Here is a 26,696-nt window from a genome sequence, read left to right as displayed (position 1 = left end):
TCGAGCTGTGCTTGCCGGGGGCTCGCTTTCTTTTGTCTTGGCACCGAATATGGGACACTAGGCCGCCTGAAGGAGACCTAGTGCATGCGCCTATTCACCCTGATCCTGATCCTCCTGCTGGGGGGCCTGCAATATGACCTCTGGCTGGGGAAGAACGGGCTATCCGATTATCAGAACCTGTCGGAGGCCATCTCGCAGCAACAGCGGGACAACCAGACTCTCAAGGATCGTAACGACCTCATTTACCGCGAGATAGATGATCTCACCTCTGGCCTCGAGGCCATCGAGGAGCTGTCGCGTAACGATCTGGGTTACATCAAGCAGGGGGAGACCTTCTACCGGATCATCCCCAAAGAGAAAGACAAAGAGACAGCGACGGACGATGAGCCCTACGATGATTGATGCCAGCCGGGTATCCGGCCTGACGGCGATCGTCCCTGCCGCTGGCATCGGCAGCCGGATGGGGGCCGATTGCCCCAAGCAGTACCTGCAACTGGCGGGTAAAACCATTCTCGAGCATACCCTGGAGCGGCTGCTTTCACACCCGGCCATCGCCCAGGTGATCGTGGCGCTGGCGCCCCATGACCACTGGTTCGAGGCTCTGCCCGTGGCGGCCAACCCGCGTATTGTGCGGGTTGAGGGAGGCGCCGAGCGCGCCTTTTCCGTCCTCAATGGCCTTCATGTGGCGCAGGGAGAGTGGGTGCTGGTGCACGATGCGGCCCGCCCCTGCCTGACTCACGGCGATCTCGATGCGCTGATTGTCGCGGCCATGGGCTGTGGCGGCGCCATTCTCGGCAGTCGGGTGCGCGATACCATGAAGCGCTCCGATGGGGAGGGCAATATCATTGCCACCGTCGAGCGCGAGCAGCTCTGGCATGCCCTGACGCCGCAGATGTTCCCGACCCGTGCCCTGAAGCGGGCGCTGGAGGAGGGACTGCTGCTGGGTGCCACCATCACCGACGAGGCCTCCGCCATGGAGCGGGCAGGATTTGCGGTGCGCATGGTGGAAGGGCGCGCCGACAATATCAAAGTGACCCGGCCAGAAGACTTGTCGCTGGCGGGGCTGTTTTTAAGCCAGTAGGCATAAGCCCCTCAGTCAGAACAGACCGTTCAGAGCAGAGTGTCTCTAACAAACAGGCCGAACAAGGAGTTAGCATGATCCGGATTGGACATGGTGTGGACGTACACAAAATTGATGGGGTTGGTTTCAGCATGTTGGGAGGTTGCCGCTGATGATGCGCATTGGTCATGGTTTTGATGTTCATAAATTTGGTGGTGTTGGCCCCTGCATGCTGGGTGGCGTGCCGGTTCCCTACGAGCAGGGGCTGGTTGCCCATTCTGACGGCGATGTGGTGCTGCACGCGGTGAGCGATGCCCTGCTGGGCGCCATTGGTGCCGGTGACATCGGTCGCCACTTCCCCGATACCGCTGCCGAGTTCAAGGGGATCGACAGTCGCATTCTGCTGCGGGATGTCTTTGCCCGGGTACAGAAGGCGGGGTATGCCATCGGCAACCTGGATGTGACCATCATCGCCCAAGCCCCCAAAATGGCCCCCCATATCGACGCCATGTGCGCCGTGCTGGCCGCCGATCTGCAATGTGATTTGAACCGGGTGAACGTCAAGGCGACCACCACCGAACAGCTTGGGTTTACGGGGCGCAAGGAAGGGATCGCCACCGAAGCCGTCGTCCTACTGGTGAAACAATAATGCTGAAACAACTTGCCTATCTGCACGGGGTGCCCACTGCCCGCGGTATCCTCAAGGCCGAGGCCGCCGATTTCGTGGTCAATGAAGATCTCGGCTTCGAGCCCTGCGGGGAAGGGGAGCATATTTTCGTCCGGGTGCGCAAAACCGGCGAAAACACCGCCTGGGTAGCGGGTCTGCTGGCCGACGCGGCCGGGGTCAACCGCAATGCGGTGACCTGGGCGGGCCTGAAGGATCGCCACGCGGTGACCGAGCAGTGGTTTGGCATTCACCTGCCGGGCAAGGCCGAGCCGGACTTGTCGGTCATCGAGAGCGACAGCATCCAGATCCTGCAAGCCAGGCGTCACAACCGCAAATTGCGGGTCGGCTACCTCAAGGGCAACCATTTCACCCTGCGTCTCACCGGTCTGGAGCAGGCCGACGGGCTGGAAGCGCGCCTGCAGGCCATCGCCACTCAGGGCGTGCCCAATTACTATGGTGAGCAGCGTTTTGGCCGCGATGGCAACAACCTGGAAGCGGCCAAGGCGATGTTTGCCGGCAAGCGGATCAAGGATCGCAACAAGCGCTCCCTCTACCTCTCTGCCGCCCGCAGCATGCTGTTCAACGCCATCGTCAGCGCCCGTATCGAGCAGGGGCTGGCCCATCAGCTGCTGGCCGGTGATTGCGTGATGCTCAAGGGTAGCCACTCCATCTTCAGCGAAGAGAGCGTGACCCCCGAGCTGGAAGCGCGTCTTGCCTCCGGCGACGTGCAGCTCACCGCCCCCCAGTGGGGGCGTGGCCGTCTGGCCAGTCAGGGTGCCGCTGCCGAGTTCGAACAGGGCGTGCTGGCTCCTTACAGCGATTGGTGTGACGGGCTGGAGAAAGCCGGGCTGGAGCAGGACAGGCGCCCCCTGCTACTCAAGCCGGAGCAGATGAGCTGGCAGCTGGACGGCGAGGCGCTGACCCTCTCCTTCTTCCTGCCGGCGGGCGCGTTTGCCACCAGCGTGGTGCGCGAGTTAATGCAGGCCGAAGAGGCCGATCATGGTTTCAGGAATCAGACCGATGCGAATTCTGGTCAGTAATGATGATGGTGTGCATGCCGAGGGCATTAGAGCCCTCAGCGAGGCGCTGCGCGCCTGTGGCGAGGTCATTGTGGTGGCGCCGGATCGCAACCGTAGCGGTGCGAGTCACTCCCTGACGCTGGAAGTACCACTGCGGGTCACACACATTGCCCAAAGCGGTTACTATGCGGTGAAAGGCACGCCGACCGACTGCGTGCATCTGGCAGTCAACGAGCTGGTACGCCCGGAGCCGGACATGGTAGTGGCCGGCATCAATCACGGCGCCAACCTGGGAGATGATGTCATCTATTCGGGGACGGTCGCCGCGGCCACCGAGGGGCGCCATCTTGGTTACCCCTCCATCGCCATCTCGTTGGTGGGCAAGACCCACTTCGCCACGGCGGCCCACTATGCGGCCCTGCTGGTGAAGGGGCTGATGAAACACCCCCTGCCTGCCGATCAGATCCTCAACGTCAACGTGCCGGACTTGCCCCTCGAACAGATCAAGGGGATCAAGACCACCCGCCTTGGCAATCGCCACCGGGCGGAGTCGGTGATCCATACCGAGGATCCCCGTGGCCAGCCCATCTACTGGATTGGCCCTCCCGGCAGCCAGCAGGATGCCGGTGAAGGTACCGATTTTGCCGCCATCGAGCAGGGCTATGTCTCGATTACCCCTCTGACCATCGACATGACTGCCTATGACAGTCTCGCCGGTCTGGGGGCTTGGTTAGATCTGCAGGGATGAGGGTGGTGTGATAGTACAGCGCCTGTTAAATCAGCTCATTGCACAGGATATTCGCGATTTTCGCGTGCTGGCGACCATCGCGAAAGTGCCGCGCCAGCTGTTCGTGGACGAGGCCATGGCACACAAGGCGTGGGACAACACCGCCCTGCCCATTGGCCACGGCCAGACCATTTCGCAGCCCTATATGGTGGCACGAATGACCGAGTTGCTGATGCAAAACAATCCGGCCCATGTGCTGGAGATTGGCACTGGCTCGGGTTACCAGACGGCGATCCTCGCCCATCTGGTGGAGCATGTGTATACCGTTGAGCGGATCAAGTCGCTGCAGTTCCAGGCCCGGCGCCGGCTGCGCCAGCTCGATCTGCACAATGTCTCGGCCAAGCACGGCAACGGCTGGTTGGGGTGGCCTAACAAGGGGCCTTATGACGCCATTCTGGTGACGGCCGCGGCGAGCGAGATCCCGACGGCACTGACCGATCAACTGGCCGAAGGGGGGCGACTGGTGTTGCCTGTCGGTGACAGTCAGCAGACCCTGCAGCTGATTGAACGATCCGGCTCCCAGCTGACCAGCCGAATTCTGGAGCCGGTACGTTTTGTTCCCCTGATTGACGGAGATGTTGAGTGAAGTTGTTTTCCCGTTTGTATGTACTGGTGATGCAGTGGGCCCGCCACAAGCATGCTCCCTGGTATCTCTCCATCACCGCCTTTATCGAATCGGTATTCTGGCCGATCCCGGTGGATGTGATGCTGGCGCCGATGGCGCTCGCCAAGCCGCACAAGGCGTGGCACTACGCTACGCTGGCTACCGTCTTCTCTGTGCTGGGTGCGCTGTTTGGCTATGCCCTTGGCTACGCCTTGTGGGATCCGGTGGTGCTGCCACTGGTGGAGTCTGTTGGCTATCAGGGAAAGATCGAGATCGCCCGCCACTGGTTTGAGCAGTGGGGGATCTGGGTCATTTTCATTGCCAGCTTCACCCCTATCCCCTACAAGGTGTTTACCGTGACGGCTGGGTTGTTGCAAATGGCTCTTCTGCCCTTCATCATCACCTCCCTCATCGGTCGTGGCATGCGCTTTTTCCTGGTTGCTGGCCTGATGCGTTGGGGGGGCGAGAAGATGGAACGCAAACTGATGCACTATGTAGATGTGCTCGGTTGGCTCTGTATTGGTCTGGCCGTGGTGGCCTATTTCTGGTTTAGTCGTTAAGGATCCATTATGCGTTCGCGTATTTGGCAGGGAAGCAGTGTCGTGGTGTTGTCCTGGCTGCTGCTTGCCTGCTCCTCCAGTAAAACTGCAGCTCCGGTGGATGGGGTCGGTGATGATCAGTTCGTCTCGACCATTCCGGCTCGCCAGAGTGGTGCCCAGGTCAGCGCCCCTATTCAGGGCGGCAGCTATGTGGTGAAGAAGGGGGATACTCTCTACTCCATCGCTTTTAACTCCGGTAATGATGTGCCCTCACTGGCCAGCCTCAACAATATCAGCCCGCCCTACAACATCTATCCGGGGCAGCGGCTGCGCCTCGATGGCTCCAGTGCCAGTGTTGGCAGCAGCCGCAGTACGGGGACCTATCAGGTACGTCGCGGCGATACCCTGAGCAGCATCGGTCGCCAGTTTGGCATGAGTGCGCAGGCGCTGGCCCAGAGCAATAACCTGAGCGCCCCTTATGCGCTGCAACCGGGTCAGGTGCTCAATGTACAGTCCGGTGGCAACACAACCCAGATGGTGGCTGTGACTCGTCCGACAACCGTGACGCCGGTGGCCGTGAGCCGTCCGAGCAGCGGCCCGCGTCCGTTGGCCGAGCCTAGCGGATCTGGTCAGACCACGCCGTTCATCTCTCAGAAATCCGTTGCTCCGGCAGCACCGAAGGAATACGCTCAGGTCAAAGAACAAAAAACAAACAACTCCCAGTCGAGACTTGCTTGGCACTGGCCCGCAAAAGGTCGGATTGTCGAGGGGTTCTCTGTTGCAGAACAGGGTAACAAGGGGATCGACATAGCCGGCCAGAAGGGGCAACCCGTCTACGCCGCCAGCAGCGGTAAAGTGGTATACGCTGGCAGTGCTTTAAGGGGGTATGGCAAGCTGATTATCCTCAAGCATGATGATGACTATCTCTCCGCCTACGCACACAACGACGAGTTGCGGGTGAAGGAAGGGGACAGCGTCAAGGGGGGATCGGTCATTGCCAACATGGGTAGCACGGACGCGCCGGATGTGCGATTGCATTTCGAGATCCGGTACAGAGGCAAGTCGATCAATCCGATGAGCTATTTGCCAAAGCGTTAACCCCAGAGAGACCGTCTTACTCTGGTAACGTCAGGGAGACACACCATGAGCCAAGAACAACTGGTAATGCAGGATGCAGAGTTAGAGTTTGACGCTGAACCCGAATCTCACGAGGTAGAAGAGTTGCAGGAGGTAGCCGCCGAGGCGGACGAGACTATCTCCGATGAGTTGCTGGCACCTGAGCTGAACAAGGTGATGGATGCCACGCAACTCTATCTGGGGGAGATAGGTTTTTCCCCGCTGCTCACTGCCGAAGAGGAAGTCTACTACGCCCGTCGTGCCTTGCGAGGTGACAAAGCAGCCCGCAAGCGCATGATCGAGTCCAACCTGCGACTGGTGGTGAAAATCGCCCGTCGTTACAATAACCGCGGCCTGGTGCTGCTGGATCTTATCGAAGAGGGCAACCTCGGTCTTATCCGTGCGGTCGAGAAGTTTGACCCCGAGCGCGGCTTCCGTTTCTCTACCTATGCCACCTGGTGGATCCGCCAGACCATCGAACGGGCCATCATGAACCAGACCCGTACCATCCGTCTGCCTATTCATGTGGTCAAAGAGTTAAACGTTTACCTGCGCACTGCGCGCGAACTCTCTCACCGCCTCGATCATGAACCGACCGCCGAGGATATCGCCTTCGCGCTGGATCGTTCGGTGGATGATGTGAACCGCATGCTCAAGCTCAACGAGAAGATCACCTCGGTGGACACCCCCATCGGCGGCGATCGCGACAAGGCGCTGCTGGATGTGCTCTCCGACGAGCGCGGCATGGGGCCTGAGCTGGAGTCACAGGAAGATGATATGCGTAGCAGCATCGTGCACTGGCTGGAGGAGCTCAATCCCAAGCAGCGGGAAGTGCTGGCCCGTCGTTTCGGTCTGCTGGGTTACGAGCCCGCCACCCTCGAGGATGTGGGGGCCGAGATTGGCCTGACCCGCGAGCGGGTACGCCAGATCCAGGTGGAGGGGCTGCGCCGTCTGCGGGAGATCCTGCTGAGCCAGGGGCTCTCTATTGAGGCTCTGTTTAGAACAAACTGAGTCCAGAACCAACTGATTAGCGGAACAAACTAATCAGGGTTATAACGCCAGCCAAATAGCACGAGGGGAGCAACAGCTCCCCTCGTTTTTTATTGCCTGTCGTCTGGCGATGCCGATGCGGTTATACCAGCTCAGCCAGCATGGTGTCGGCGTAGGGCACCAGTGCTTCGCCATTTTTCACTTTGGCGAGATAGTCCGGGTTGGCGATAAGCGGACGACCGATGGCCACCAGATCGAAGCGGTTGGCCTCGATGGCTGCTGCGGCGCGCTCGGCGTCGTAGTTGCCCACCCCGACCAGATTGCCCTTGTAGTGGGCGCGCAGATAGTCGGAGGCGCGGCCACCCAGATAATCGAAGGTGAGGTTGTCATCGAAGATGCCGAGGTGGATATAGGCCAGTGGGCGATCATTCAGCTTGCCCAGCAGGTAGTCGAACACGGCGCGATCTTCCGGGCTGCCCGCCAGATGGACATAGGCACCCGGGGAGAGACGAATACCAACCCGATCACCGCCGATGCGGGCGCTGATGGCATCGACCACTTCCAGTGCGAAGCGGCTCATCTTTTCTGGGCTGCCACCGTAGTTGTCGCTGCGCAGGTTGGTGGAGTGGTGCAGGAACTGGTCGATCAGGTAGCCGTTGGCACCGTGGATCTCCACCCCGTCAAAGCCCGCTTCGATGGCGTTGGCAGCGGCCTGAGCGTAATCCAGCACCAGCTGGGCGATTTCGGCTTCGGTCAGGGCGCGCGGCACCTGATAGGTCAGCTCGCGCATGCGGGGCACAGTGCCCTCGTGCGCCACGGCAGAGGGGGCCAGCACTTCAGCCTGATGGAAGAAGGGGTGGGAGAGGCGACCGACGTGCCACAGTTGGGCGAAGATCTTGCCGCCTTTGGCGTGTACGGCGCTGGTCACTCTCTTCCAGCCATCGATCTGCGCCTGGGTGAAGAGGCCCGGGGTATTGGGGTAGCCCTGCGCATCGGGGCGGATGATGACGGCTTCGGAGACAATCAGGCCGATGTCGGCACGGCGAGCATAATAGGCAGCCATCTGCTCGGTCGGCACCAGACCGGGGCCTGCCATGCAGCGGGTGAGCGGGGCCATCATGAAGCGGTTGGCCAGGGTCAGAGTCTCATTAAGGCGATACGGCTGAAACAGGGTATTCATGATAGTGTGTCCTGAACGGGTTATTCTTGAACGTGCATTCAAGACGTTTTTTTGTTCCGATGCAAGTCTTTTTTGAATGCGCGTTCAAGATGGTTGGCCCCGACCTGCGAGTGGGGTACACTTGCCGACCTTTTCCAGCGCGCGTTGCCAGCGGCTCTTTTTGTGCCGTGGCAACGAACCATTTCCGACGGGAGGAGCCATGCGCATTGCCGAGTTTGATCGTGACGAGGTGCTACGAAATGCCATGGAGGCGTTTCGCGCCAAGGGGTACGCCAAGACCACCATGCAGGAGCTGGTGGCTGCCACCGGCCTGCACCCGGGCAGCATCTACGGCGCCTTTGGCAACAAGCGTGGTCTGCTGCTGGCGGCTGTCGATCACTATGTGGAGAGCAAGCGAGCCCTGCGTCGCTCCCTGCTCGACAACCCGAGCCCGCTGGCGGGTCTTGCTGCCTATCTCGATCAGGTGGTGACCGAGGCGCTCTGCGGCACCTGTCTGGTGACCCGCACCATGATGGAGCTGAGCGAGCAGGACGAGGAGCTGACCCAACGGGTCAAGGGGATCTACGGCGAGCTGGAGCAGGAGCTGGCGGATCTGCTGACGCAGGCGCAGCAGTGCGGTGAACTGGCGCCGGATCGGGATATCCGCACCCTCACCGCTCTGCTGCTGATCAACCTGCAGGGCCTTATCACCTTCGCCCAGTGCCGCCCCGATCGCCCCCTGCTCGACGACGTAGTTGCCCAGCTGATGCGGGCCCTGCGGGCGTAACGCGATACCGCAGAAACAACAGTGGCTCCCTCGGGAGCCACTGTTGTTTCTGGTCTCAGCCCTTGCCGGGCTTTTCCATCAACCTTTGTTGCCAGACGCCGCGGCCTTACCTCGGCCCCACCAGCTCCTTCATCAAATCTTTCAGCCATACCAGCGCCGGTTGCTGGGCGTGCACGGGGTGCCAGACGCAGTTGAGATGATAATCCGGCACGTCTTCGGGCAGCGGCAGGCTTTTCAGCGGCCAGTGGGTGGCGAGCAGCTCGGCCACCATGCTGGGCAGCACCAAGAGGTGATCGCTCTGGCTAACGATGGCAGCGGCGGACATATAACTCTGGCTGTTGACCGAGATGGTGCGGCTAAATCCCTGACTTTTCAGATAGCGGTCTAGGCTCGCCTCCGAGGTGCCAAGGGGCGAGTGGAACACATGGGGCATGGCGATAAGCTGCTGCAGGGTGATGCGCTCCTGCCACTGGGAGGAGTCATCCTCGGCACCGGCGGGGGCCGATTTGGCAATGGGCAGATCGGCGCGCACCAGTCCGGCCAGCGGTTCGGTGAGCCAGGTCTCCTTGCCCAGATACCCCGGCACCTGCATATACTCGTCAAAGCCCAGCACCAGATCGATCTCGCCGCTCGCCAGTTCAGCTTCGGGCAGGGTGTCACGCAGGATGCGGATCTCGATGGTGACCCCCGGCGCCAGCCGTCTGAGCCGCTGAATAAGCGGCGGGATCAGCACACATTCCACGTAGTCGGTAGTGCAGAGCACGAAGCGCCGCTTCGACTGGCTCGGCTCGAACTCTTCTTCCTCGGTGAGCTGCTGCTCCAGCAGCCGCAGCGCCTGCTGCACCCCGAGATGCAGCCGCTGGGCGCGCGGGGTCGGCAGCATCCCCTGCGGGGTGCGCACCAAAAGCGGGTCGCCGAGAAAGGTGCGAAGCCGGTTAAGGGAGTGGCTCATGGCGGGCTGGCTGATAAAGAGCGCTTCGGCTGCGCGGGTGACGCTGCCCTGCGTCATCAGAGCGTCAAAAGCGAGCAGCAGATTGAGGTCGAGCTGGTGCAGTTTCATGGGGGGATTATTCGCCGTGTTTATGGGACAATCCATCCTATTCATTTGATGGATGGGGGCGCAACGTCTTAATCTGCGACCCACTCTTATTTTTCCGGGTTCCCGCGCCGCATCGGGCGTAAACGGGGGCCTCAATCCATGCAAGGAGCCTTGCGATGAGCATTAAGACCATTAACTCCACGCCGGCCGCCGACGGCTTCACCATGCCCGCCGAGTGGGCGCACCAGCAGGCCGTCTGGATGATCTGGCCGTTTCGCCCGGACAACTGGCGCGTAGCCGGTCGCTTCGCGCAAGAGACCTTCGCCAAGGTGGCGGATGCCATCGGTGGCGCCACCCCGGTTTTTATGGGGGTACCGGCCCAGTTTATGGAGCAGGCTCGCGCCATCATGCCCGCTCACGTCACTCTGGTCGAAATGAACAGCGATGACTGCTGGGCCCGCGATACCGGCCCGACCATCGTTACCAACGCGGCCGGCGAGTGCCGTGGGGTGGATTGGGGCTTCAACGCCTGGGGCGGTCACAAGGGTGGTCTCTACTACCCGTGGAATCAGGATGAAGAGGTCGCAGCCCAGATGCTGGCCCAGCACGGCATGGCTCGCTACGATGCGCCGCTGATTCTGGAAGGGGGCTCCATCCATGTTGATGGCGAAGGTACCTGCCTGACCACCGCCGAGTGCCTGCTCAACGAAAACCGCAACCCGCACCTGACCAAAGAGCAGATCGAAGCTTACTTACGCGACTATCTGGGCGTCACCAGCTTTATCTGGCTGGACGAAGGCGTCTACATGGACGAAACCGACGGCCACATCGACAACATGTGCTGCTTCGTGCGTCCGGGTGAAGTGGCCCTGCACTGGACTGATGACCAGAACGATCCCCAGTACGCCCGCTCCGTGGCCGCCCTCAAGGTGCTGGAAGCAGCGGTCGATGCCAAGGGTCGCAAGCTGAAAGTGTGGAAGCTGCCCCAGCCGGGCCCGCTGTTCTGCACTGAAGAGGAGTCTGCCGGCGTCGAGAGCGGTACCGGTGTGCCGCGCGAGGCAGAAGGCCGTCTGGCCGGTTCCTATGTGAACTTCCTTATCACCAACGATCGCATCGTCTATCCGCTGCTGGATGCCGCCACCGATGGTGAAGCCCAGCGCATTCTGGAAGAGATCTTCCCGGAGCACACCGTGGTCGGCGTGCCGGCCCGCGAGATCCTGCTGGGCGGTGGCAATATTCACTGCATTACCCAGCAGATCCCCTCCGGCAAATAAGAACCGGTTCCGGTGAGTATTCAAAACCCCACGCCGTGGGGTTTTATCTCTTGATAGTGTGATGGTCGCCGGCGCTGATGCGGCGATCATCATGACAAACAGTCACCCTTTTACAGGAGATCCCCATGATCGAAGTGACCGAGGTTTCCATTGCCGAGCTGCGTGCCGCGCTCGAATCAGGCCGCACCACAGCGGTCGAACTGGTCAAGGCCTATCTGGCCCGGATCGATGCCTACAACGGCCCCGAGACTGCCACCAAACTCAATGCCGTGGTGGTCGCCAATCCCGATGCGCTGAAAGAAGCCGAAGCTTCCGATGCCCGCCGCGCCCGTGGCGAGACCCTGAGCCCGCTCGACGGCATCTCCTACACCGCCAAAGACAGCTATCTGGTCAAGGGGCTGACCGCCGCCTCCGGCAGCCCGGCCTTCAAGGATCTGGTGGCCCAGCGCGATGCCTTTACCGTTGAGCGCCTGCGCGCCGCCGGTGCCATCTGCCTTGGCAAAACCAATATGCCGCCGATGGCCAATGGCGGCATGCAGCGCGGCGTCTATGGCCGTGCCGAGAGCCCCTACAACGCCGACTACCTGACCGCGCCCTTTGCCTCCGGCTCCTCCAACGGGGCCGGTACCGCCACCGCCGCCAGCTTCTCTGCCTTCGGTCTGGCGGAAGAGACCTGGTCGAGCGGCCGTGGCCCGGCCTCCAACAACGGTCTGTGCGCCTACACCCCGTCCCGTGGCGTGATTTCGGTGCGCGGCAACTGGCCGCTGACCCCGACCATGGATGTGGTGGTGCCCTATGCCCGCACCATGAACGACCTGCTGGAAGTGCTCGACGTGGTAGTGGCCGACGATGCCGACACCCGTGGCGATCTGTGGCGCATGCAGCCCTGGGTGCAGCTGCCCAAGGCCTCCGAAGTGCGTCCGGCTTCCTATCTGGAACTGGCTGCCAAGGCCGATGCCCTCAAGGGCAAGCGCCTCGGCGTGCCGCGCATGTTTATCAACAAGGATGAACTGGCCGGCACCAGCGAAAACCCCGGCATCGGCGGCCCGACCGGTCAGCGCATCCATACCCGCGAGACCGTGATTGCCCTCTGGGAAGATGCGCGCAAGGCGCTGGAAGCCGCTGGCGCCGAAGTCATCGAAGTGGACTTCCCGCTGGTCTCCAACTGCGAAGGGGACCGACCCGGCGCGCCGACCGTGTTCAATCGCGGCATCGTGAGCCCGGAGTTTCTCAACGACGAACTGTGGGAGCTCTCCGGCTGGGCGTTCGACGACTTCCTGCGCGCCAACGGCGATCCCAAGTTGAACAAGCTTGAGGATGCAGATGGGCCGAAGATCTTCCCCCACGATCCGGGCACCCTGCCGAACCGCGAGGGCGATCTGGCAGCGGGCATGGACGAGTACGTCAATATGGCCAAGCGCGGCCTGAAATCCTGGGACGAGATCCCCACAGTGCCGGATGGCCTGCGTGGTCTGGAGAAGACTCGCAAGCTCGACCTGGAGGACTGGATGGACGGGCTCAAGCTCGACGCCGTGCTGTTCCCGACCGTCGCCGACGTCGCCCCGGCTGATGCGGATGTGAATCCGGCCTCCGCCGATATCGCCTGGAGCAACGGCATCTGGGTGGCCAACGGCAACCTCGCCATTCGCCACCTCGGCGTGCCGACCGTCACCGTCCCCATGGGCGTGATGGCCGATATCGGTATGCCGGTAGGCCTGACCTTCGCCGGTCGCGCCTATGACGACAACAACCTGCTGCGCTTCGCCTCGGCCTTCGAGTCCACCGGCAGCAAGCGTATGGTGCCGCCGCGCACGCCGCCGTTGGGGTGATTGGTAGTTGGGGCTAAATAGCCCGTGTTCGTCTGGGGATAATGAAAATATAACCACCCATCACTATGTGGGTGGTTTTTTTATTTTCCATTCTCAACCCAATAAGTAAATATAAGCAAGTGATTGGAATTAATTTTCATAGTTAGATGGATGTGTGGAAAGTGTTATTTTTGATGCCAACCTTCTGATGGCTTAAATAAATGTTCATATGTTTTCATGTCTTTATCTAACAAAAGTACAGAGTCTTCTGCTGTGAAGAAATACCTCTGAGCAGTTCCCGCTATTTTTGTGTTTAATAGCGAAACAAATTTTTCATCTGCTTTAAATGTTGACTGTTTACAAGGTTCATTTCTCGCTATCACTGCCATGTTTTTATTAATAGGAAAACAGATTTCATTTTCAGGTGTATCGAGACCTAAATATATTCCTTTCATCATATCTCGATGGCTGATATAACATGGGTTATCAGATGTAATGAACTTTTGTGAAGGCTCAGATATGAAGAGTTGAAAGTGTTTATTACTAAAGGAGTTAATAGCTATTTTTAACGATGTTAGCTCCGCTGATATGATATTACCTTTTGTTGCCATGAGTTTATGTCTGTTAGTTACTTTGATTCCATCACTTAAGCCATCATCAATGAAGTTCTCTATATAAAGTAAATTTTCAGTTAGTAAGTTTCTTCTCTTTGGGTTTCTTAACCACAAAGTGGCACCTAATAAAAATAGGCCAGTCAAATCTTCTTTAGATGGTATAGCTTTATTCTTTTCCATAAAATCTAAAGTAAGTTTTATTTTTGGTTCAATATCTGTGGCATAGAATTTTTCAATTGATAAGCTGTCTGCCAATCCAGGCAGGGAGTAATAATCTCTTGATTTACAAACATTGGTAGGGCTAGTTTTATAAGTTTTTTTTCCATCGACGGGAACTACACAAAATTGTGCACTTTTATTATTGTCCATGGTAAATCCAGCTAAATAGCTAGCCGGAATATAATGGTGCCCAGCTTGCCTTCCCATCTATATCTCCAAGTGAAGCTGTTGAAGGTGATTTTCCTGCTCATTGTAACTTGGGATATTCAGGGATTCCCAGCATTTCGGCTCATGTACATTTCGTATGTTGTGCGCCATATGCTCATCTCGTAGAGCCGTAGAAACTGAATAGCGCAGCGTATTCGGACGATCGCGAAAGGTGGCCGAGAAGCCGCTGGTATCCAGAGTTTCCTGTCGGTCTTGCCGTAACTCGGTGCGCGGCGGTATGCGGACGATTACGCTGCGCTAATCGACCCTACATTATGTGGCTTATTGTTACCTCCCCCCTCATCCCCAGCCCTTCTCCCGCAAGGGGAGAAGGGAGCAAATAGGCTCCGCTGATTGTGCTTTACGTACGAGGTTCGGGTGGGGATGAGAGTTTGGAATTGGCACGGGCCATTCCCTCTCCCTCGGGAGAGGGTTAGGGCCGTAGGTTCGAATAGCGAAGCGTATTCGGACGATCGCGAAAGTAAGGGCGTTGAGGTGACGCTGATGTTCAGGGTTTCCTGCTTCTCTTGCTATCAGGCTATTCGCGGTAAACGGACGATTACGCTACGCTAATCGACCCTACATGATGTGGCATATTGTTACCTCCCCCTCATCCCCAGCCCTTCTCCCGCAAGGGGAGAAGGGGGCAAATAGGCTCCGCTGATTGTGCTTTACGTACGAGGTTCGGGTGGGGGTTTGGAATTGGCCCGGGCCATCCCCTCTCCCTCGGGAGAGGGCTAGGGTGAGGGGCTGCTATCTGTGTTGCAGGTTCGAATAGCGCAGCGTATTCGGACGTTCGCGAACATGAGGTCGTTGCCGATTTTTCCGGACTTTCCCCTGACTTCACCCAGACTTCACACAACCTCATTTTCCCCTCACAAATCCCCCGTATCTTCTGCCCACTGCTTAAAAGGCCCGGCTTGCCACAGGGGTGGCGAGGGGGCGGTTGGTTCGAGGGAGCAAGATGATGAAAAGTTGGATGAAGTGCACATTGGCCGGGGCCGTGGTGCTGATGGCGAGTTTCTGGGGCGGCAGCGTGCGGGCGGCGGGGATCTCCCTCAAACAGGTGAGCGGCCCTGTCTATGTGGTGGAGGACAACTACTACGTCAAAGAGAACTCCATGGTCTATTTCGGGGCCAAGGGGGTGACTGTGGTGGGGGCGACCTGGACGCCGGATACCGCCCGCGAGCTGCACAAGCTCATTAAACGGGTCAGCAGCAAGCCGGTGCTGGAGGTGATCAACACCAACTACCACACCGACCGGGCGGGTGGTAACGCCTACTGGAAGTCCATCGGGGCCAAGGTGGTGGCGACCCGCCAGACCCGGGATTTGATGAAGAGCGACTGGGCCGAGATTGTCGCCTTTACCCGCAAGGGGCTGCCGGAGTATCCGGATCTGCCGCTGGTACTGCCGAACGTGGTGCACGATGGCGACTTCACCCTGCAAGAGGGCAAGGTGCGCGCCTTCTACGCGGGCCCGGCCCATACGCCGGACGGCATCTTTGTCTACTTCCCCGATGAGCAGGTGCTCTATGGCAACTGCATCCTCAAGGAGAAGCTGGGCAACCTGAGCTTTGCCAATGTGAAGGAGTATCCGCAGACCATCGAGCGGCTCAAGGCGATGAAGCTGCCGATCAAGACGGTGATCGGCGGTCACGACTCACCGCTGCACGGGCCTGAGCTGATTGATCACTATGAAGAGCTGATCAAGGCGGTTCCGCAGAGCTGACCCGCGCTGTTTTTAACAATGCCGCAGCTTGTGGCAAGCGCAGCGCCGGTATGAAACGCTGCACACCCTCTATGCAAAAGGGCCCGTTACGGGCCCTTCTGCTATCAGATCAGCCACTGCCACCAGGTGAGGCCGATGCTCATCACCACGGCAAAGCCCACGATGGCGATCACCAGACCGATGCGCATCCACTCCGCGCTGGTGTGATAGCCCATCCCCATCAGCAGCGGGATGCGGGCGTGGGAGTAGGTGGCGAGGTTGCAGCCGACGTTGGTGATGGCGGCGATGCTGAAGATGGCTAGCTCGGCAGGTACGCCGACCGCCAGCAGGGCCCCGGCAATGACCGGCGCCAGCGCCACCACCTTGGCGGTGGCCGAGGCGAAAGCGTAGGAGGTAAAGAGGTAGAGCCCCATCACCACCAGCAGCATGGGAATGGTGCCGAGCCCGCCGAGGGTGCTGTGCATAAAGCCGGAGAGTTCATCCCCCAGCCAGCCGGTAAAGCCGACCCGTTTCAGGTTGTCGGCCATCCCCATCAGCACGCTGAACCAGATCAGGGTATCGAAGGCGGCGCTGTTGCCCTTCACATCGTTCCAGTTCAGCACCCCGAGCAGCAGCAGGGCGGCCAGACCGAGAAAGGCGACCGTGGTGGCATCCAGCCCCAGATTGCTGCCGCCGACCCAGAGCACCACCAGACCGACAAAGACCCCGAGCAGGCTTTTCTCATGGCGGGAAAGGGGGCCCATTTTGGCCAGCTCCTCGCGGGCGAAGCGGGGGGCATCCGGCGTGTCGCGGGTCTCGGGGCGGATCACCATATAGAGCACCAGCGGCATGATCAGCAGCAGACCGATGGCGGGCGGCAGCAGATAGAGCGCCCATTCGCGAAAGCCGACCGTCAGCCCGGCGACGCTGGCGGCAATGCCGACCAGCGCCAGATTGCCGGCAAAGCCGGTGCTGAAGGCGACCGCCGAGGCGTCGTTCATGGCGCTGACGCTGGAGAGCAGGAACTGCCCCAGCTTGCGGTCATCCTTGTTGATGGTCTTGGCCAGCGAGTCGGCAATGGGGGCGACGATGGCGGCGCGGGCCGTGTTGCTCGGGGTGGCGGGGGCCAGAATAAAGTCGGCAACCGCCAGACAGTAGGCGGAGCGCAGGGTGGACTGGCCAAAGCGGCTGAGCAGCAGCAGGGCGATCCGCTTGCCAAGGCCGGTCTTGGCAAAGGCGCTGGCAATCATGAAGGCGATGACGATAAGCCAGATCAGCGGGTGGTTGAAGTCGACCAGCGCCCCTTCGATGGCCGCCTTGGGGGTCGCTTCGCCACCGGCATGGAGCACGGCGTAGAGCCCGAGGGAGAGGATGGCGATATAGCCGGTCGGCGCTATGTTGGTGACGATGACCAGAATGGTGGCGATAAACAGAATGGCGGTGTGGTAGGCCGCCGGTGCCAGTCCGGCCGGGGCTGGCAGCTGCCAGCAGACGATAGCCAGCAGCACGGTCACGAGTGCGGCGAGCTGGGCGAGAGTGAGTTTTTTCATAAGATTCCTGTCCGGAATGAGTGGGGAGGGAGCGATTGAGGCCGCTTCGGCCCTACTATAAGAGGGGTAATGGTGGATGCCAAATCCATCAATTACACCAAATGAGTATTCGATTAATTGCGGCTGTTTTTAACGGCGTCTTTGGCTTTGTGAGCTCGGGTTGATGAAGGGGGGTGAGTGAAGGAGTCGTTGCGACCTGGGGGGCTGGCGGGATTAAGGCTGTTCAAGGGGGCGGGGCTTTCATAAGATGGCCCTCTCTCTTTTCCCTGAAAGTTATCCCTTTTCGTTATGCAATACGCCTCTCTCGCGCGCCTCAAGCAGGCCTTTATCACCGGGATGTGGGCCTCACTGGTCAGCATCGTTATCGGCTTCGCCTTCAAGGTGTGGCTGGCGCAGTGGGTCGCCAAGGGGGAGCTGGCGCTGTTCAACAGCGTGGTCGATTTGATCTCCCTCTCTTTTATCCTGATGACAGGTTTTCGCTCCTCCATGGTGGTGAGCTACTCCCAGACCAAGAACGATCGGGACATCATCAATATCTTCCGCTACTTCCTCATCGGCATCGTGCTGCTCACCTGGGGGGCGGTGATCCCCTATATCAAGCACGGGCTCCATATCCGGGTGGAGTATCTGCAACTGGTGGGGGTTATCTTCGGGCTGGGGCTCAAGGTCTACTTCACCAATCTGGTGGCCATGTACCGGATGTATGCGCTCTCCAACCGGGTCACCTGGCTGGAGCCGCTGGCCAACGGTCTGCTGTTTATGGCCTGCTATTTCGGACTGGGGATGGATGCGCTCGCTTCGCTCTTCTACGGGCTGACCTTCTCGTCGCTCGCCATCGCCGGTTATATGTATGTTTCGCGGCGTCGGGCCATCGCCACCAAGCCGCTGGCCAAGGTGGCGCTCGGCCCCGAGATGGTGAGCTATGTGAAGAAGAGCTTTACCGCCTCGCTGGAGGCGGGGGCCAGTATCCTGATGATCTACATCACTGTGCTGCTCACCATCCGCCACTTCAGCATCGACGAGCTGGGGGATTTTCAGGTGGTGGTGCGTCCCATCTTCACCTACATGACCACCCTGTTTGTCTTCCCCATCTACCGCTTTGTACTGCCGGAGCTTGCGGTCAATCTGCGCAATGGCGATCACCGCCAGATAAGGATGATCCGGCGCTGGATCTTCCGTCTCTCCGCCATCGTCAGTCTGGCCTTCTTTGGCTTGATGCTGCTGGCGGGCAAGCAGCTGGTGTTGCTGTTCTTCCCCGCCGACTACGTGGGGGCGGTGCCCGTGCTGTTCCACTTCTCCATCTTCTTTATCTTTATGATGCTTAACGGCTATCAGCTCGCCTATATCAAGGCTCACGGTCACTTTACCCAGAGTTTGCTGATCCGGCTGGCTGGCATAGTGGCGCTGGTTGCCGCCTACTATCTAGTGGCCGAATTCACCGCCAACGTGGTGGCGATTATCGTGGCGCTGGGCCTCGGTTATATGGTGATGTTTATCCTCTCGACCCTGGCAGAGCGGCAGATCTTGCGATCCCTGCCACTGGTGCTGGCGACCCGCTAGGGTGCTACTCGCCAAGAGCTGACACCTGTCAGATAACAAAAAACGCCCGTGCGGGCGTTTTTTATTGGCGGTGCAGGGGAGGCTTAACGCTTGCCCTTGCCACCCTTGTTGCCAGCGAGGGCCTGCTTTCTGGCGCGCTGCTTCTGGGCCGCCTTGCTGTTGCGGCGTGGCTCGGGCTCGAAGCGGGTGAGATCCGGCTCAAAGCCCGGGAACCACTGCTGGGGCAAACGGATGTCGAGCACCGCTTCCACCTTCTCCAGCAGGGGCGCATCTTCCGGGCTGAACAGGGTAATGGCGAGCCCCTTGTTGCCGGCACGGCCGGTGCGCCCGATACGGTGGACGTAATCCTCGGCCACAAACGGGAACTCGAGGTTAATCACATAGTTGAGATCCGTGATATCGAGGCCGCGGGCTGCCACGTCGGTGGCTACCAGTGCCTGCAGGGTGCCGGCGCGAAACTCCAGCAGAACTTTTTCACGCGCGCTTTGCGACAGATCGCCGTGGAAGGCGAGGGCATTGATGCCCGCTTTGCCAAGCTGCTGGGCCAATTTGTCCGCCCCTTGGCGGGTGCGGCTGAAGATGAGGGCCGGTGCCCACCCTTTCACTTTGAGCATGTGCTCGACCAGCGCCAGCTTGCGATCACTGTCCACCGTGTAGACCCGCTGCTCCACCTCGGCCGCCGTGGTGTTGCGCGGTGCCACTTCAATCAGCTCGGGGTCGCGTAGCAGCACCTTGCTCAAGGAAAACAGGTTGTCGTCGCAGGTGGCGGAGAAGAGCAGGGTCTGGCGATCCGCCGGGATCTGTTTTAGCAGCGCCTTGATCTCGTCCATAAAGCCCATATCGAGCATGCGATCCGCCTCGTCAAACACCAGATGGCGCAGGCTATCAAGGCTCAATGCCCCCTGACGCAGATGGTCGAGCAGGCGGCCCGGGGTGGCGATCAGCAGATCCACCCCGGCTTGAAGCGCCTCCACCTGAGCCGCGATACTCACCCCGCCGTAGACCAGCGTGCTGCTGAGATCGGTGCCCTGGCCGTAGCGCGCCACGCTCTCGGCGACCTGCACCGCCAGCTCGCGGGTCGGCACCAGCACCAGCGCGCGGATCGGGCGCTGGGACGCCATTTGCGGCTGCGCCAGCAACTGCTCCAGCAGCGGCAGCACAAAGGCGGCGGTCTTGCCGGTGCCGGTCTGGGCGCCTGCCATCAGATCCCGCCCTGCCAGAATGACCGGGATGGCGCGAGCCTGAATGGGGGTCGGTGCGGCATAGCCCAGTTCGATCAGGGTCTGCTGCAAGCGGGGGGAGAGGGCCAGTTCGGCAAAGGAGGCTGTGGACATAGGGGCACCAGTCGGGGTTATCGCGGCCTGCGGCCACGATGCAATGAGTGATCGTGGCCGCGATGGTAACAGAAGCAGGGGGAGCGGCAGAAGGCGGCTATGCCTCTGCGTCGTCCGGCAACGGGCGGATCAGCCGGATCTTTTTGCCCTCGTAGCAGGCGATGTTGTGCTTGCCGTGCTGTTTGACGTGGTAGAGCAGCTCGTCGGCCAGATGCACCGCCTCGGTGACGGTGAGGTAGTCGCGAATGCGGATCACCCCGGCGGAGAAGGTGATGGGGGTGGGCAGCTCGGGGATCCCCAATGGCCGATCCAGCAGGCGACCAGCGGAGTGGATCATCATCTCGTCATCCTCCATCCCCTTGAACAGCACGATAAACTCCTCGCCGCCCCAACGGATGGCGCTGTCCACCTTGCGGATATTGCTTCTGAGATGGCGGGCAAAGGCGACCAGTGCCAGATCCCCGACGCCATGGCCATAGGTGTCGTTGATCGACTTGAAGTTGTCGATATCGAGGATCATCAGGTAGTCGTGCTCGTGGAGCAGACTCTGGCAGAGCACATCTCTGCGTGGCAGCCGGGTCAGGTGGTCGGTGTGCGCCAGGGTGCGCAGCCGCAGGTAGATCTGCTTCCAGGCCACCATGCCCAGCAACAGCACGATGAGATAGACCTTGAAGGCCGCACTTTGCAGGGCCAGCTTGACGAAATCGAACCAGCTGTAGGACCACTTCAGATAGAGATCATCCCCCGCCTTGGTGCGCATAAAGGGTTTGCTCAGGCAGAGGTGCCTCGGGCGGCAGGGCTCGGCGGCTTCAAACGATATGTTGGTGCGGGTCGGGTTGATGGTGTCGAAGGGGTGCAGTACATCGTTAAATGCTTCATCGACGGCGATATCGATACCGAGCAGCCCGTATTTGTAACCGCCGCGCCCCGACTGATGAATGAAGGGGAAGTACATCACTATGGTATTGCGCATGCTGAAGCTGTCGATCTCGATATCGGAGACAAAGGCTTCATCGGCGCTGCACAAGGGGCGGCCGGGGGCAAAGTTGGCGCAACCGAAGTAGTGATACCAGGCGGGCAGTGTCATCAGGTCCACCTTGATCGGCGCCAGTCTGGCGGGCAGCACATTGTTGTCGGCCACCATGCCGATCAGCCGGTAGTCATTCCAGATGGTGTAGATGTTGATCACCTCCGGATAGGAGAGGGCATAGCGGAAGGTGTTGAGGAGATTGGCTGCCGGGTAATGCAGGGGAACATTGGCAAAGCGGTACTTGCTTCTTAAGTCGTAACCATAGAGGTAGTTGGTGTTCGGCTTGTTTCGAATGAGGTGGGTTGGGATCTCCAGCGACCGCTGGTAGGCGAGATAGCTGGTGATGTTCTCCACTTCGAGGATCTTGGCCCGCTGATAGAAGACCTCGAACACATTTTTCTGGCGGGCTGTGATGAGATCCATGTCGTGCTGGATATTGAGATAGGTGTAATAGAAGACGCAGCCCAATCCGGTCAGGGCGAGCAGGACCAATCCGATCACTTTGAGGATGAACTGGCGGGCAAACGCCAGTGGCCAGCGCAAGGCTGAGGGTTTACCTGACAGTAAGGTCATAGGACTTTGGGTGCGGTACCAATAGGGGGGTGGGCGCCATGCGAATCAAGTATACGCGAAAGAAATCCCGGCAGGATCCACCGATAACCCTTGCCAGAAGCTGAAGTCCTCACCACTTATTTACCCCTACTCCACTATCCGCACGCTCTCGCTGGCCAGATGGTGCAGCCACTCCCTGACGATCAGCAGTACGGCGGCAAAGTGCTCGTCGCGGGGCAGCAAGCTGGCAGCGAGGGGATCCCCTTCCGCCATGGCGGCCAGCTGGCCAAAGGCTTGTTCCACCAGATCACGGTCGAGCTGGTTGTCCCCCAGCGCTTCGGTCAGCGAGGGCTGGCTGCGCAGGGTCAGCTGCAAGCCGGGCGGGATCTGCGGGGTGATGCGCATCAGCTCATCTTCTACCACCATGATGGCCCGCTCCAGTTCGAGCGGGGTGGGGGGCGCGTGGCGAAACGGCCCGGGTTGGATGGCATCGATGCCGAAGGTGAGAATATATTCGAAGGTGGTACCATCAATCTGGCCGAGCAAGACCCTGCTGTGGGTTTTACCTATTTCAAGCAGCAGTGTGCTCTGCTGCGGGACTGGCTGGATCATCGCGAAGGCTCCTCTGCATCGATAATTTGCCTCTTCATCTTGCGCTCGGTACGACGGATTTGACGAGCCATTTGTGGGGCTGGGCGGATTACCTCTTGCAATTATCGTTATTAATGGCAGTCTGGATGGCTAAATGTTGTGGCATTTGTCATTTCCGTTCCGCTTCAGGAGTTTAGATATGGATATTCGCACCGCTCCCCGCGCCATCGCGCTCGCCCTCATGCTGGCCAGCGGCATCGCCGCTGCCAACGAAGCGCTGGTGATCCAGACCGATTTCGGCCTCAAAGATGGCGCCGTGTCGGCCATGAAGGGGGTCGCCTTCGGGGTGGATCGCACCCTGCCGCTCTATGACCTGACCCACGAGATCCCGGCTTACAACATCTGGGAAGCCTCCTACCGCCTCTACCAGACCCTGCAGTATTGGCCCAAGGGCACAGTGTTTGTCAGTGTGGTGGATCCGGGGGTCGGCACCGAGCGCAAGTCAGTAGTGCTCAAGACCAGGAGCGGCCACTACATCGTGACCCCGGACAACGGCACCCTGACCCTGGTGGCCGAGCACTTCGGCATCGAGGCGGTGCGCCAGATTGACGAGAAACTCAACCGCCTCAAGGGCTCCGAGAAGTCCTACACCTTCCATGGCCGCGATGTGTACGCCTATACCGGCGCACGGCTCGCCTCCGGCGCCATCAGCTATGAGCAGGTCGGCCCGCTGCTGCCCGCCGAGGTCGTGAAGATCCCCTATCAGCCTGCGGTCGCCGAGAAGGATGGCACCCTCAAGGGCACCATCCCGATCCTCGATGTGCAGTACGGCAACGTCTGGACCAACATCGACGATGCGCTGCTGACCAAGGCGGGGATCAACAAGGGGGATAACGCCTGCATCAAGATCCGCGAAGGGGATGTGGTCAAATATGACGGCAAGGCGCCTTACGTCAGCAGCTTCGGTGACGTGCCGGAAGGTCAGCCACTGGTCTACCTCAACAGCCTGCTGCAGGTGTCGGTGGCGCTGAACATGGACAGCTTTGCCGCCAAGCATCAGGTGCAATCCGGCGCCAACTGGCATATCAGCCTGAAGAAGTGCTCCTGATCCGCATATATAAGTAGAGATAGAAATAGCAACGGGCGCCTCGGCGCCCGTTTTGTTCCCTGGTAGTAAAGAAAGGGATCAGAACTCGTTGGAGAGCGCCTTGTACCCTTTGACCAGATCGATATTGGTATGAGCCACGTCTTCGGAGAATTCGGCGGCATCCACCGAAACCCGCGGGAAATAGAGGGATCAGAACTCGTTGGAGAGCGCCTTGTACCCTTTGACCAGATCGATATTGGTGTGAGCCACGTCCTCGGAGAATTCGGCGGCATCCACCGAAACCCGCGGAATATGGGTCAGATCGCTCTGCTGGTTGATGCGGGTGGTGGAGGGGACGTAGAACTCCGGCGGCAGATCGCAGCCATCGATCACCGAGTTGTGACGCACCACGGCACCATCGCCGATATGGCAGTTGAACAGCACACTGTTGAAACCGATAAAGACCCGGTTCCCCACTTCGCACGGCCCGTGGACGATGGAGCGGTGGGCGATGGAGGTGTACTCGCCGATGGTGACGGCTGCGCCGGATTTGGAGTGGATCACCACGCCATCCTGAATGTTGGAGTTGGCGCCAATGACGATGGGCTCCATCTCGCCGTTGGCATCCACCTCGTCGGCGCGGATCACAGCATAGGGGCCGACAAAGACATTCTCTTTGATGATCACCTTGCCGCAGATGATGGCGGTCTTGTCGATATAGGCAGATTCGTCGATGACAGGCAGATGGCCGGAGGGATTCTTGCGGATCATGTGACATCCTGTGGTTGCTTGAAATGATGCAGTGGCGCACCCGGCGCCAGGATGCCAGCTTACGCCTCGTTATTATCCGGGGAAACCCAGAAGTGGTCTGACCCTTGTCGCAAGCCTTGGTGGGAGCACTGTTTCCGCGCGCTGGAATATGGGAGCATTGCAGCCATTCCCGAGTTGGTTGAAATGGACATATATAGATGAAGAAGATGATTGCCCTGCTGGCGGGTGGTTTGTTGCTCTCCTCGGCCGCACAGGCCAAAGGGGTTGCGGGCGACTTTGATTACTATGCGCTGGCGCTCTCCTGGTCGCCAGAGCATTGTGCCATCAAACCGGCGGATCGGGACCAGTGTTCCCGCAAGCTGGGGTTCGTGCTGCACGGGCTCTGGCCCCAGTACGATCGCGGTTACCCCAGCAACTGCACCCGCGAACGGCTCGACGCCAACATGGAGCAGAAGTTTGCCGGCCTCTACCCCAGCCGTTTCCTCTATCGCCATGAGTGGGAGAAGCACGGCACCTGCTCCGGCCTGAGTCAGCCCCAATTTCATCAGCTGGCAAGCGACCTGCGCCAGAAAGTGAAGATCCCGGCGGCCTATCAATCCCCGGAAGAGCCGCTGCGCAAGAGCACTTTCCAGCTCAAGGCCGATCTGGCGAGCGCCAACCAGTGGCTGGCTCCCGACAACATCACAGTGGCTTGCGCCGATGGTGGCCGCTTCCTGCGGGAGATCTACATCTGCGTCAATAAAGAGGGGACGGATGCGGTCACCTGCTCCGCCGAGATGCAAAAGCGTGAGCGTCGCTCCTGTGGCCAGCCGGACTTCCTGCTGCGCAGCGTGCGTTAAGCCTCCACTCTCTTCATCAGGCCCCTTGCGGGCCTGATGTTCAACCATGGTTATCAGAAAGGAGTCTGAAAGATGGATGGCAACAACCGGTTTGGCCCGACAGAGCGGGCCCTGCTGCTCGGGGTGAAAGGGGTGGGGCCGACCGTTATCGGGCGGCTCGAACAGCTGGGCTACCATACCCTGGCCGGATTGGCCGAGGCCGACACCACCCATATCGTCCAGCTGGTGGCCAGCATGCTGGGCTCGACTTGCTGGCAGAACAGCCCGCAGGCGCGCAGTGCTATCGACGGCGCCATTGCGCTGGCCCGCGCACATCTGGCGGCGGATGCGACAAACGGGGTGAATGGATGAGCCTCTTTACCGAACTGGGGATGCGTTATCCCATCATTCAGGCGCCGATGGCCGGTGTGCAGGGAAGCGAGCTGGCGCTGGCCGTGACCCGTGCGGGCGGCTTGGGCTCCTTGCCTGCCGCCATGCTCACGCCAGCGGAGCTGCGCAGCGAACTGGAGCGACTTGCCCAAAGCGGCCTTGGGCCATTTAACATCAACTTCTTCTGCCATCGGCAACGGGAACCGGATCCCGTTGCTCTGGCCCGCTGGCAGCAGTGCCTTTCACCCTACTACGCAGAGTTTGGTCTGGAGCATTCAGCTGTTATGACGGCACCAAGCCGTGCCCCCTTCAATGAGGTGCACGCCGCCATGGTAGCCGAGTTCAGACCGTCGGTGGTCAGCTTCCACTTCGGTTTGCCCGCGCCCGAGCTGCTTGTCCAAGTGAAGGATGCGGGGGCCAAGGTCTTGGCCAGCGCCACCACGGTGGCGGAGGCTATTTGGCTTGCTCACCATGGCGCCGATGCCATCATTGCTCAGGGATTGGAGGCGGGTGGTCATCGCGGTCATTTCCTCTCTGAGGATCTCGCGCTGCAGCAGAGCACCCTGACCCTGTTGGCGCAGATCCTAGCGGCAACCGACCTGCCGGTGATTGCCGCAGGTGGTATCGTCGATGGCAAGGGGATAGCCAACGCGTTGCAAATGGGGGCGAGCGCTGTGCAGATGGGCACTGCCTTTCTCTGTTGCCATGAAGCGACCACCTCGACGCTGCATCGCGCCGCCATCCATTCACCAGAGGGCCAGCAGACGGCACTGACCAATCTGTTTAGCGGTCGTCCGGCGCGGGGTATCGTCAATCGTCTGATGAGGGAGTTGGGCCTACTCTCGGAGCTTGCCCCTCACTTCCCCTATGCCAGTGGCGCACTGGCACCGCTGCGTGCCGCCGCCGAGAAGGCGGGGGACAGCGGCTTCTCTCCGCTCTGGGCTGGCCAGAATGTATCGGGCTGCCGGGATCTTCCCGCTGGCGAGCTGATGGCGTGCTGGGTCAAAGAGGCTGGATTGGGATAAGCGCTTCTATATATGCCTTATACGCCTCTTTATATAGAAGATGCCGAGGGCGCTGCGCGTTAGACGCGACAGTGCGGCGATGATGGATGAGTGCCAGGCCAGTACCCTTGTGAGGCATTTATCCGGTGTAAAACGTCCTAACCCCACCCCTGGCTGTGGATAAGTCTGTATAAAGACTGTGTATTGATATGAATAACCAAGAAATTGCACTTTTTTGCAATTTTATTGCGGTAAAGCCTTGCCAATGTGAGCTGGATCTCTATAATGCGCCACATCGACAGGGCAAGCGGCAACGCAGAAAGCCAAGTCGGCAACCTCGAAAAGCCTTTGAAAATAAGGCTTGACTCGAGAAGGCGGTTGAGTAGAATTCCACTCCCGCAGCAACGAACTG

At 59.8% G+C, this 26,696-nt stretch carries 26 protein-coding genes; 18 read left to right on the top strand and 8 right to left on the bottom strand.

What is annotated here, in order from left to right:
• Positions 1 to 84: 84 nt before the first annotated feature.
• The 9 genes from ftsB to rpoS all read left to right on the top strand — a co-directional run bounded on the left by ftsB (position 85) and on the right by rpoS (position 6,803).
• Positions 85 to 402, top strand: a complete 318-nt coding sequence (ftsB, locus tag G5149_RS13445; protein ID WP_005343353.1) for a cell division protein FtsB — start codon at positions 85 to 87, stop codon at positions 400 to 402.
• The gene (gene ispD, locus G5149_RS13440; RefSeq protein ID WP_337073510.1) at positions 395 to 1,081 is read left to right on the top strand and encodes a 2-C-methyl-D-erythritol 4-phosphate cytidylyltransferase; all 687 of its coding nucleotides are present in this window, start codon (positions 395 to 397) and stop codon (positions 1,079 to 1,081) included. Before ftsB ends, ispD begins: the two co-directional genes overlap by 8 nt.
• Before the next feature lie 151 nt (positions 1,082 to 1,232).
• Complete coding sequence (gene ispF / locus G5149_RS13435) at positions 1,233 to 1,709, top strand: 2-C-methyl-D-erythritol 2,4-cyclodiphosphate synthase (RefSeq protein WP_005335518.1); 477 nt, start codon at positions 1,233 to 1,235, stop codon at positions 1,707 to 1,709.
• Positions 1,709 to 2,767 carry a tRNA pseudouridine(13) synthase TruD gene (gene truD, locus G5149_RS13430; RefSeq protein ID WP_421212616.1) on the top strand — a complete coding sequence of 353 codons (1,059 nt, stop codon included), beginning with the start codon at positions 1,709 to 1,711 and terminating at the stop codon, positions 2,765 to 2,767. The genes ispF and truD overlap by 1 nt, the downstream gene beginning before the upstream one ends.
• Positions 2,748 to 3,494 carry a 5'/3'-nucleotidase SurE gene (gene surE, locus G5149_RS13425; RefSeq protein WP_216979433.1) on the top strand — a complete coding sequence of 249 codons (747 nt, stop codon included), beginning with the start codon at positions 2,748 to 2,750 and terminating at the stop codon, positions 3,492 to 3,494. The genes truD and surE overlap by 20 nt, the downstream gene beginning before the upstream one ends.
• Positions 3,495 to 3,501: 7 nt before the next feature.
• Positions 3,502 to 4,119, top strand: coding sequence for a protein-L-isoaspartate(D-aspartate) O-methyltransferase (locus G5149_RS13420; protein ID WP_005335507.1), 618 nt, complete (start codon positions 3,502 to 3,504; stop codon positions 4,117 to 4,119).
• Positions 4,116 to 4,697, top strand: coding sequence for a YqaA family protein (locus G5149_RS13415; protein WP_216979432.1), 582 nt, complete (start codon positions 4,116 to 4,118; stop codon positions 4,695 to 4,697). Before G5149_RS13420 ends, G5149_RS13415 begins: the two co-directional genes overlap by 4 nt.
• Before the next feature lie 9 nt (positions 4,698 to 4,706).
• Complete coding sequence (locus G5149_RS13410) at positions 4,707 to 5,774, top strand: LysM peptidoglycan-binding domain-containing protein (protein ID WP_005343369.1); 1,068 nt, start codon at positions 4,707 to 4,709, stop codon at positions 5,772 to 5,774.
• Between the two features lie 45 nt (positions 5,775 to 5,819).
• Positions 5,820 to 6,803, top strand: a complete 984-nt coding sequence (gene rpoS, locus G5149_RS13405; RefSeq protein ID WP_005335504.1) for an RNA polymerase sigma factor RpoS — start codon at positions 5,820 to 5,822, stop codon at positions 6,801 to 6,803.
• Positions 6,804 to 6,924: 121 nt separating this feature from the next.
• Here the strand turns inward: rpoS and G5149_RS13400 are convergent, their stop codons facing one another.
• Positions 6,925 to 7,962: an alkene reductase gene (locus G5149_RS13400; RefSeq protein WP_421212615.1), complete on the bottom strand. Its 1,038-nt coding sequence runs from the start codon at positions 7,960 to 7,962 to the stop codon at positions 6,925 to 6,927.
• Positions 7,963 to 8,161: 199 nt separating this feature from the next.
• Between G5149_RS13400 and G5149_RS13395 the strand changes: the two genes are divergently transcribed.
• Positions 8,162 to 8,728, top strand: coding sequence for a TetR/AcrR family transcriptional regulator (locus G5149_RS13395; RefSeq protein WP_104016346.1), 567 nt, complete (start codon positions 8,162 to 8,164; stop codon positions 8,726 to 8,728).
• 106 nt (positions 8,729 to 8,834) lie between these two features.
• Here the strand turns inward: G5149_RS13395 and G5149_RS13390 are convergent, their stop codons facing one another.
• Entirely contained in the window at positions 8,835 to 9,788 is a 954-nt protein-coding gene (locus G5149_RS13390; protein ID WP_236767776.1) for a LysR family transcriptional regulator, read from the bottom strand.
• Positions 9,789 to 9,943: 155 nt separating this feature from the next.
• Here G5149_RS13390 and aguA point away from each other — a divergent pair, with 155 nt between their 5' ends.
• Complete coding sequence (gene aguA, locus G5149_RS13385; RefSeq protein WP_100652914.1) at positions 9,944 to 11,041, top strand: agmatine deiminase; 1,098 nt, start codon at positions 9,944 to 9,946, stop codon at positions 11,039 to 11,041.
• Positions 11,042 to 11,166: 125 nt separating this feature from the next.
• The gene (locus tag G5149_RS13380) at positions 11,167 to 12,870 is read left to right on the top strand and encodes an amidase (protein WP_421212614.1); all 1,704 of its coding nucleotides are present in this window, start codon (positions 11,167 to 11,169) and stop codon (positions 12,868 to 12,870) included.
• Positions 12,871 to 13,034: 164 nt separating this feature from the next.
• On the opposite strand, the gene G5149_RS13375 is transcribed toward G5149_RS13380, so the two are convergent.
• Positions 13,035 to 13,889 carry a DUF4238 domain-containing protein gene (locus tag G5149_RS13375; RefSeq protein WP_421212613.1) on the bottom strand — a complete coding sequence of 285 codons (855 nt, stop codon included), beginning with the start codon at positions 13,887 to 13,889 and terminating at the stop codon, positions 13,035 to 13,037.
• 964 nt (positions 13,890 to 14,853) lie between these two features.
• Between G5149_RS13375 and G5149_RS13370 the strand changes: the two genes are divergently transcribed.
• Positions 14,854 to 15,618: a CphA family subclass B2 metallo-beta-lactamase gene (locus G5149_RS13370; RefSeq protein WP_245148366.1), complete on the top strand. Its 765-nt coding sequence runs from the start codon at positions 14,854 to 14,856 to the stop codon at positions 15,616 to 15,618.
• A gap of 104 nt (positions 15,619 to 15,722) precedes the next feature.
• On the opposite strand, the gene G5149_RS13365 is transcribed toward G5149_RS13370, so the two are convergent.
• Positions 15,723 to 17,147: a DASS family sodium-coupled anion symporter gene (locus G5149_RS13365; protein WP_124241738.1), complete on the bottom strand. Its 1,425-nt coding sequence runs from the start codon at positions 17,145 to 17,147 to the stop codon at positions 15,723 to 15,725.
• A 288-nt stretch (positions 17,148 to 17,435) separates the two neighbouring features.
• Here G5149_RS13365 and G5149_RS13360 point away from each other — a divergent pair, with 288 nt between their 5' ends.
• Positions 17,436 to 18,707 (top strand): hypothetical protein, encoded by a 1,272-nt coding sequence (locus tag G5149_RS13360; protein ID WP_421212612.1) that lies wholly within the window; start codon positions 17,436 to 17,438, stop codon positions 18,705 to 18,707.
• An 83-nt stretch (positions 18,708 to 18,790) separates the two neighbouring features.
• On the opposite strand, the gene G5149_RS13355 is transcribed toward G5149_RS13360, so the two are convergent.
• The 3 genes from G5149_RS13355 to G5149_RS13345 form a co-directional block, all read right to left on the bottom strand.
• Positions 18,791 to 20,041: a DEAD/DEAH box helicase gene (locus tag G5149_RS13355; protein WP_421212611.1), complete on the bottom strand. Its 1,251-nt coding sequence runs from the start codon at positions 20,039 to 20,041 to the stop codon at positions 18,791 to 18,793.
• A gap of 97 nt (positions 20,042 to 20,138) precedes the next feature.
• Positions 20,139 to 21,614, bottom strand: coding sequence for a GGDEF domain-containing protein (locus tag G5149_RS13350; protein ID WP_421212680.1), 1,476 nt, complete (start codon positions 21,612 to 21,614; stop codon positions 20,139 to 20,141).
• 156 nt (positions 21,615 to 21,770) lie between these two features.
• Positions 21,771 to 22,235: a hypothetical protein gene (locus tag G5149_RS13345; protein WP_337073518.1), complete on the bottom strand. Its 465-nt coding sequence runs from the start codon at positions 22,233 to 22,235 to the stop codon at positions 21,771 to 21,773.
• 178 nt (positions 22,236 to 22,413) lie between these two features.
• Here G5149_RS13345 and G5149_RS13340 point away from each other — a divergent pair, with 178 nt between their 5' ends.
• The gene (locus tag G5149_RS13340) at positions 22,414 to 23,322 is read left to right on the top strand and encodes an SAM hydrolase/SAM-dependent halogenase family protein (RefSeq protein ID WP_019446189.1); all 909 of its coding nucleotides are present in this window, start codon (positions 22,414 to 22,416) and stop codon (positions 23,320 to 23,322) included.
• 189 nt (positions 23,323 to 23,511) lie between these two features.
• Here the strand turns inward: G5149_RS13340 and G5149_RS13335 are convergent, their stop codons facing one another.
• Positions 23,512 to 24,072 carry a carbonate dehydratase gene (locus G5149_RS13335; protein WP_005343397.1) on the bottom strand — a complete coding sequence of 187 codons (561 nt, stop codon included), beginning with the start codon at positions 24,070 to 24,072 and terminating at the stop codon, positions 23,512 to 23,514.
• 197 nt (positions 24,073 to 24,269) lie between these two features.
• Between G5149_RS13335 and G5149_RS13330 the strand changes: the two genes are divergently transcribed.
• From G5149_RS13330 to G5149_RS13320, 3 genes are all read left to right on the top strand, one after another.
• Positions 24,270 to 24,911 (top strand): ribonuclease T2 family protein, encoded by a 642-nt coding sequence (locus tag G5149_RS13330; protein WP_005343399.1) that lies wholly within the window; start codon positions 24,270 to 24,272, stop codon positions 24,909 to 24,911.
• A gap of 72 nt (positions 24,912 to 24,983) precedes the next feature.
• Complete coding sequence (locus G5149_RS13325; RefSeq protein ID WP_058053285.1) at positions 24,984 to 25,262, top strand: hypothetical protein; 279 nt, start codon at positions 24,984 to 24,986, stop codon at positions 25,260 to 25,262.
• Positions 25,259 to 26,305 carry an NAD(P)H-dependent flavin oxidoreductase gene (locus G5149_RS13320; protein WP_421212610.1) on the top strand — a complete coding sequence of 349 codons (1,047 nt, stop codon included), beginning with the start codon at positions 25,259 to 25,261 and terminating at the stop codon, positions 26,303 to 26,305. Before G5149_RS13325 ends, G5149_RS13320 begins: the two co-directional genes overlap by 4 nt.
• Positions 26,306 to 26,696 lie beyond the last annotated feature (391 nt).

This window comes from Aeromonas sp. 600479, assembly GCF_049175515.1.
Classification (GTDB): Bacteria; Pseudomonadota; Gammaproteobacteria; order Enterobacterales; family Aeromonadaceae; genus Aeromonas; species Aeromonas veronii_A.
Note: the sequence above shows the minus strand (reverse complement) of the source record. Positions and strands in the feature narration are given on the sequence as shown.

Bases quoted from the DNA above. Each gene is read 5' to 3' on its own strand.
- G5149_RS13340 (WP_019446189.1), top strand. From the start codon at position 22,414: ATGGATATTCGCACCGCTCCCCGCGCCATCGCGCTCGCCCTCATGCTG.
- G5149_RS13320 (WP_421212610.1), top strand. From the start codon at position 25,259: ATGAGCCTCTTTACCGAACTGGGGATGCGTTATCCCATCATTCAGGCG.
- G5149_RS13395 (WP_104016346.1), top strand. From the start codon at position 8,162: ATGCGCATTGCCGAGTTTGATCGTGACGAGGTGCTACGAAATGCCATG.
- G5149_RS13410 (WP_005343369.1), top strand. From the start codon at position 4,707: ATGCGTTCGCGTATTTGGCAGGGAAGCAGTGTCGTGGTGTTGTCCTGG.
- G5149_RS13380 (WP_421212614.1), top strand. From the start codon at position 11,167: ATGATCGAAGTGACCGAGGTTTCCATTGCCGAGCTGCGTGCCGCGCTC.
- G5149_RS13330 (WP_005343399.1), top strand. From the start codon at position 24,270: ATGAAGAAGATGATTGCCCTGCTGGCGGGTGGTTTGTTGCTCTCCTCG.
- ftsB (WP_005343353.1), top strand. From the start codon at position 85: ATGCGCCTATTCACCCTGATCCTGATCCTCCTGCTGGGGGGCCTGCAA.
- G5149_RS13375 (WP_421212613.1), bottom strand. From the start codon at position 13,889: ATGGGAAGGCAAGCTGGGCACCATTATATTCCGGCTAGCTATTTAGCT.
- G5149_RS13360 (WP_421212612.1), top strand. From the start codon at position 17,436: ATGCAATACGCCTCTCTCGCGCGCCTCAAGCAGGCCTTTATCACCGGG.
- G5149_RS13335 (WP_005343397.1), bottom strand. From the start codon at position 24,072: ATGATCCGCAAGAATCCCTCCGGCCATCTGCCTGTCATCGACGAATCT.
- G5149_RS13345 (WP_337073518.1), bottom strand. From the start codon at position 22,235: ATGATCCAGCCAGTCCCGCAGCAGAGCACACTGCTGCTTGAAATAGGT.
- ispF (WP_005335518.1), top strand. From the start codon at position 1,233: ATGATGCGCATTGGTCATGGTTTTGATGTTCATAAATTTGGTGGTGTT.
- G5149_RS13390 (WP_236767776.1), bottom strand. From the start codon at position 9,788: ATGAAACTGCACCAGCTCGACCTCAATCTGCTGCTCGCTTTTGACGCT.
- ispD (WP_337073510.1), top strand. From the start codon at position 395: ATGATTGATGCCAGCCGGGTATCCGGCCTGACGGCGATCGTCCCTGCC.
- G5149_RS13325 (WP_058053285.1), top strand. From the start codon at position 24,984: ATGGATGGCAACAACCGGTTTGGCCCGACAGAGCGGGCCCTGCTGCTC.
- surE (WP_216979433.1), top strand. From the start codon at position 2,748: ATGCGAATTCTGGTCAGTAATGATGATGGTGTGCATGCCGAGGGCATT.
- aguA (WP_100652914.1), top strand. From the start codon at position 9,944: ATGAGCATTAAGACCATTAACTCCACGCCGGCCGCCGACGGCTTCACC.
- G5149_RS13355 (WP_421212611.1), bottom strand. From the start codon at position 20,041: ATGTCCACAGCCTCCTTTGCCGAACTGGCCCTCTCCCCCCGCTTGCAG.
- truD (WP_421212616.1), top strand. From the start codon at position 1,709: ATGCTGAAACAACTTGCCTATCTGCACGGGGTGCCCACTGCCCGCGGT.
- rpoS (WP_005335504.1), top strand. From the start codon at position 5,820: ATGAGCCAAGAACAACTGGTAATGCAGGATGCAGAGTTAGAGTTTGAC.
- G5149_RS13365 (WP_124241738.1), bottom strand. From the start codon at position 17,147: ATGAAAAAACTCACTCTCGCCCAGCTCGCCGCACTCGTGACCGTGCTG.
- G5149_RS13400 (WP_421212615.1), bottom strand. From the start codon at position 7,962: ATGAATACCCTGTTTCAGCCGTATCGCCTTAATGAGACTCTGACCCTG.
- G5149_RS13370 (WP_245148366.1), top strand. From the start codon at position 14,854: ATGATGAAAAGTTGGATGAAGTGCACATTGGCCGGGGCCGTGGTGCTG.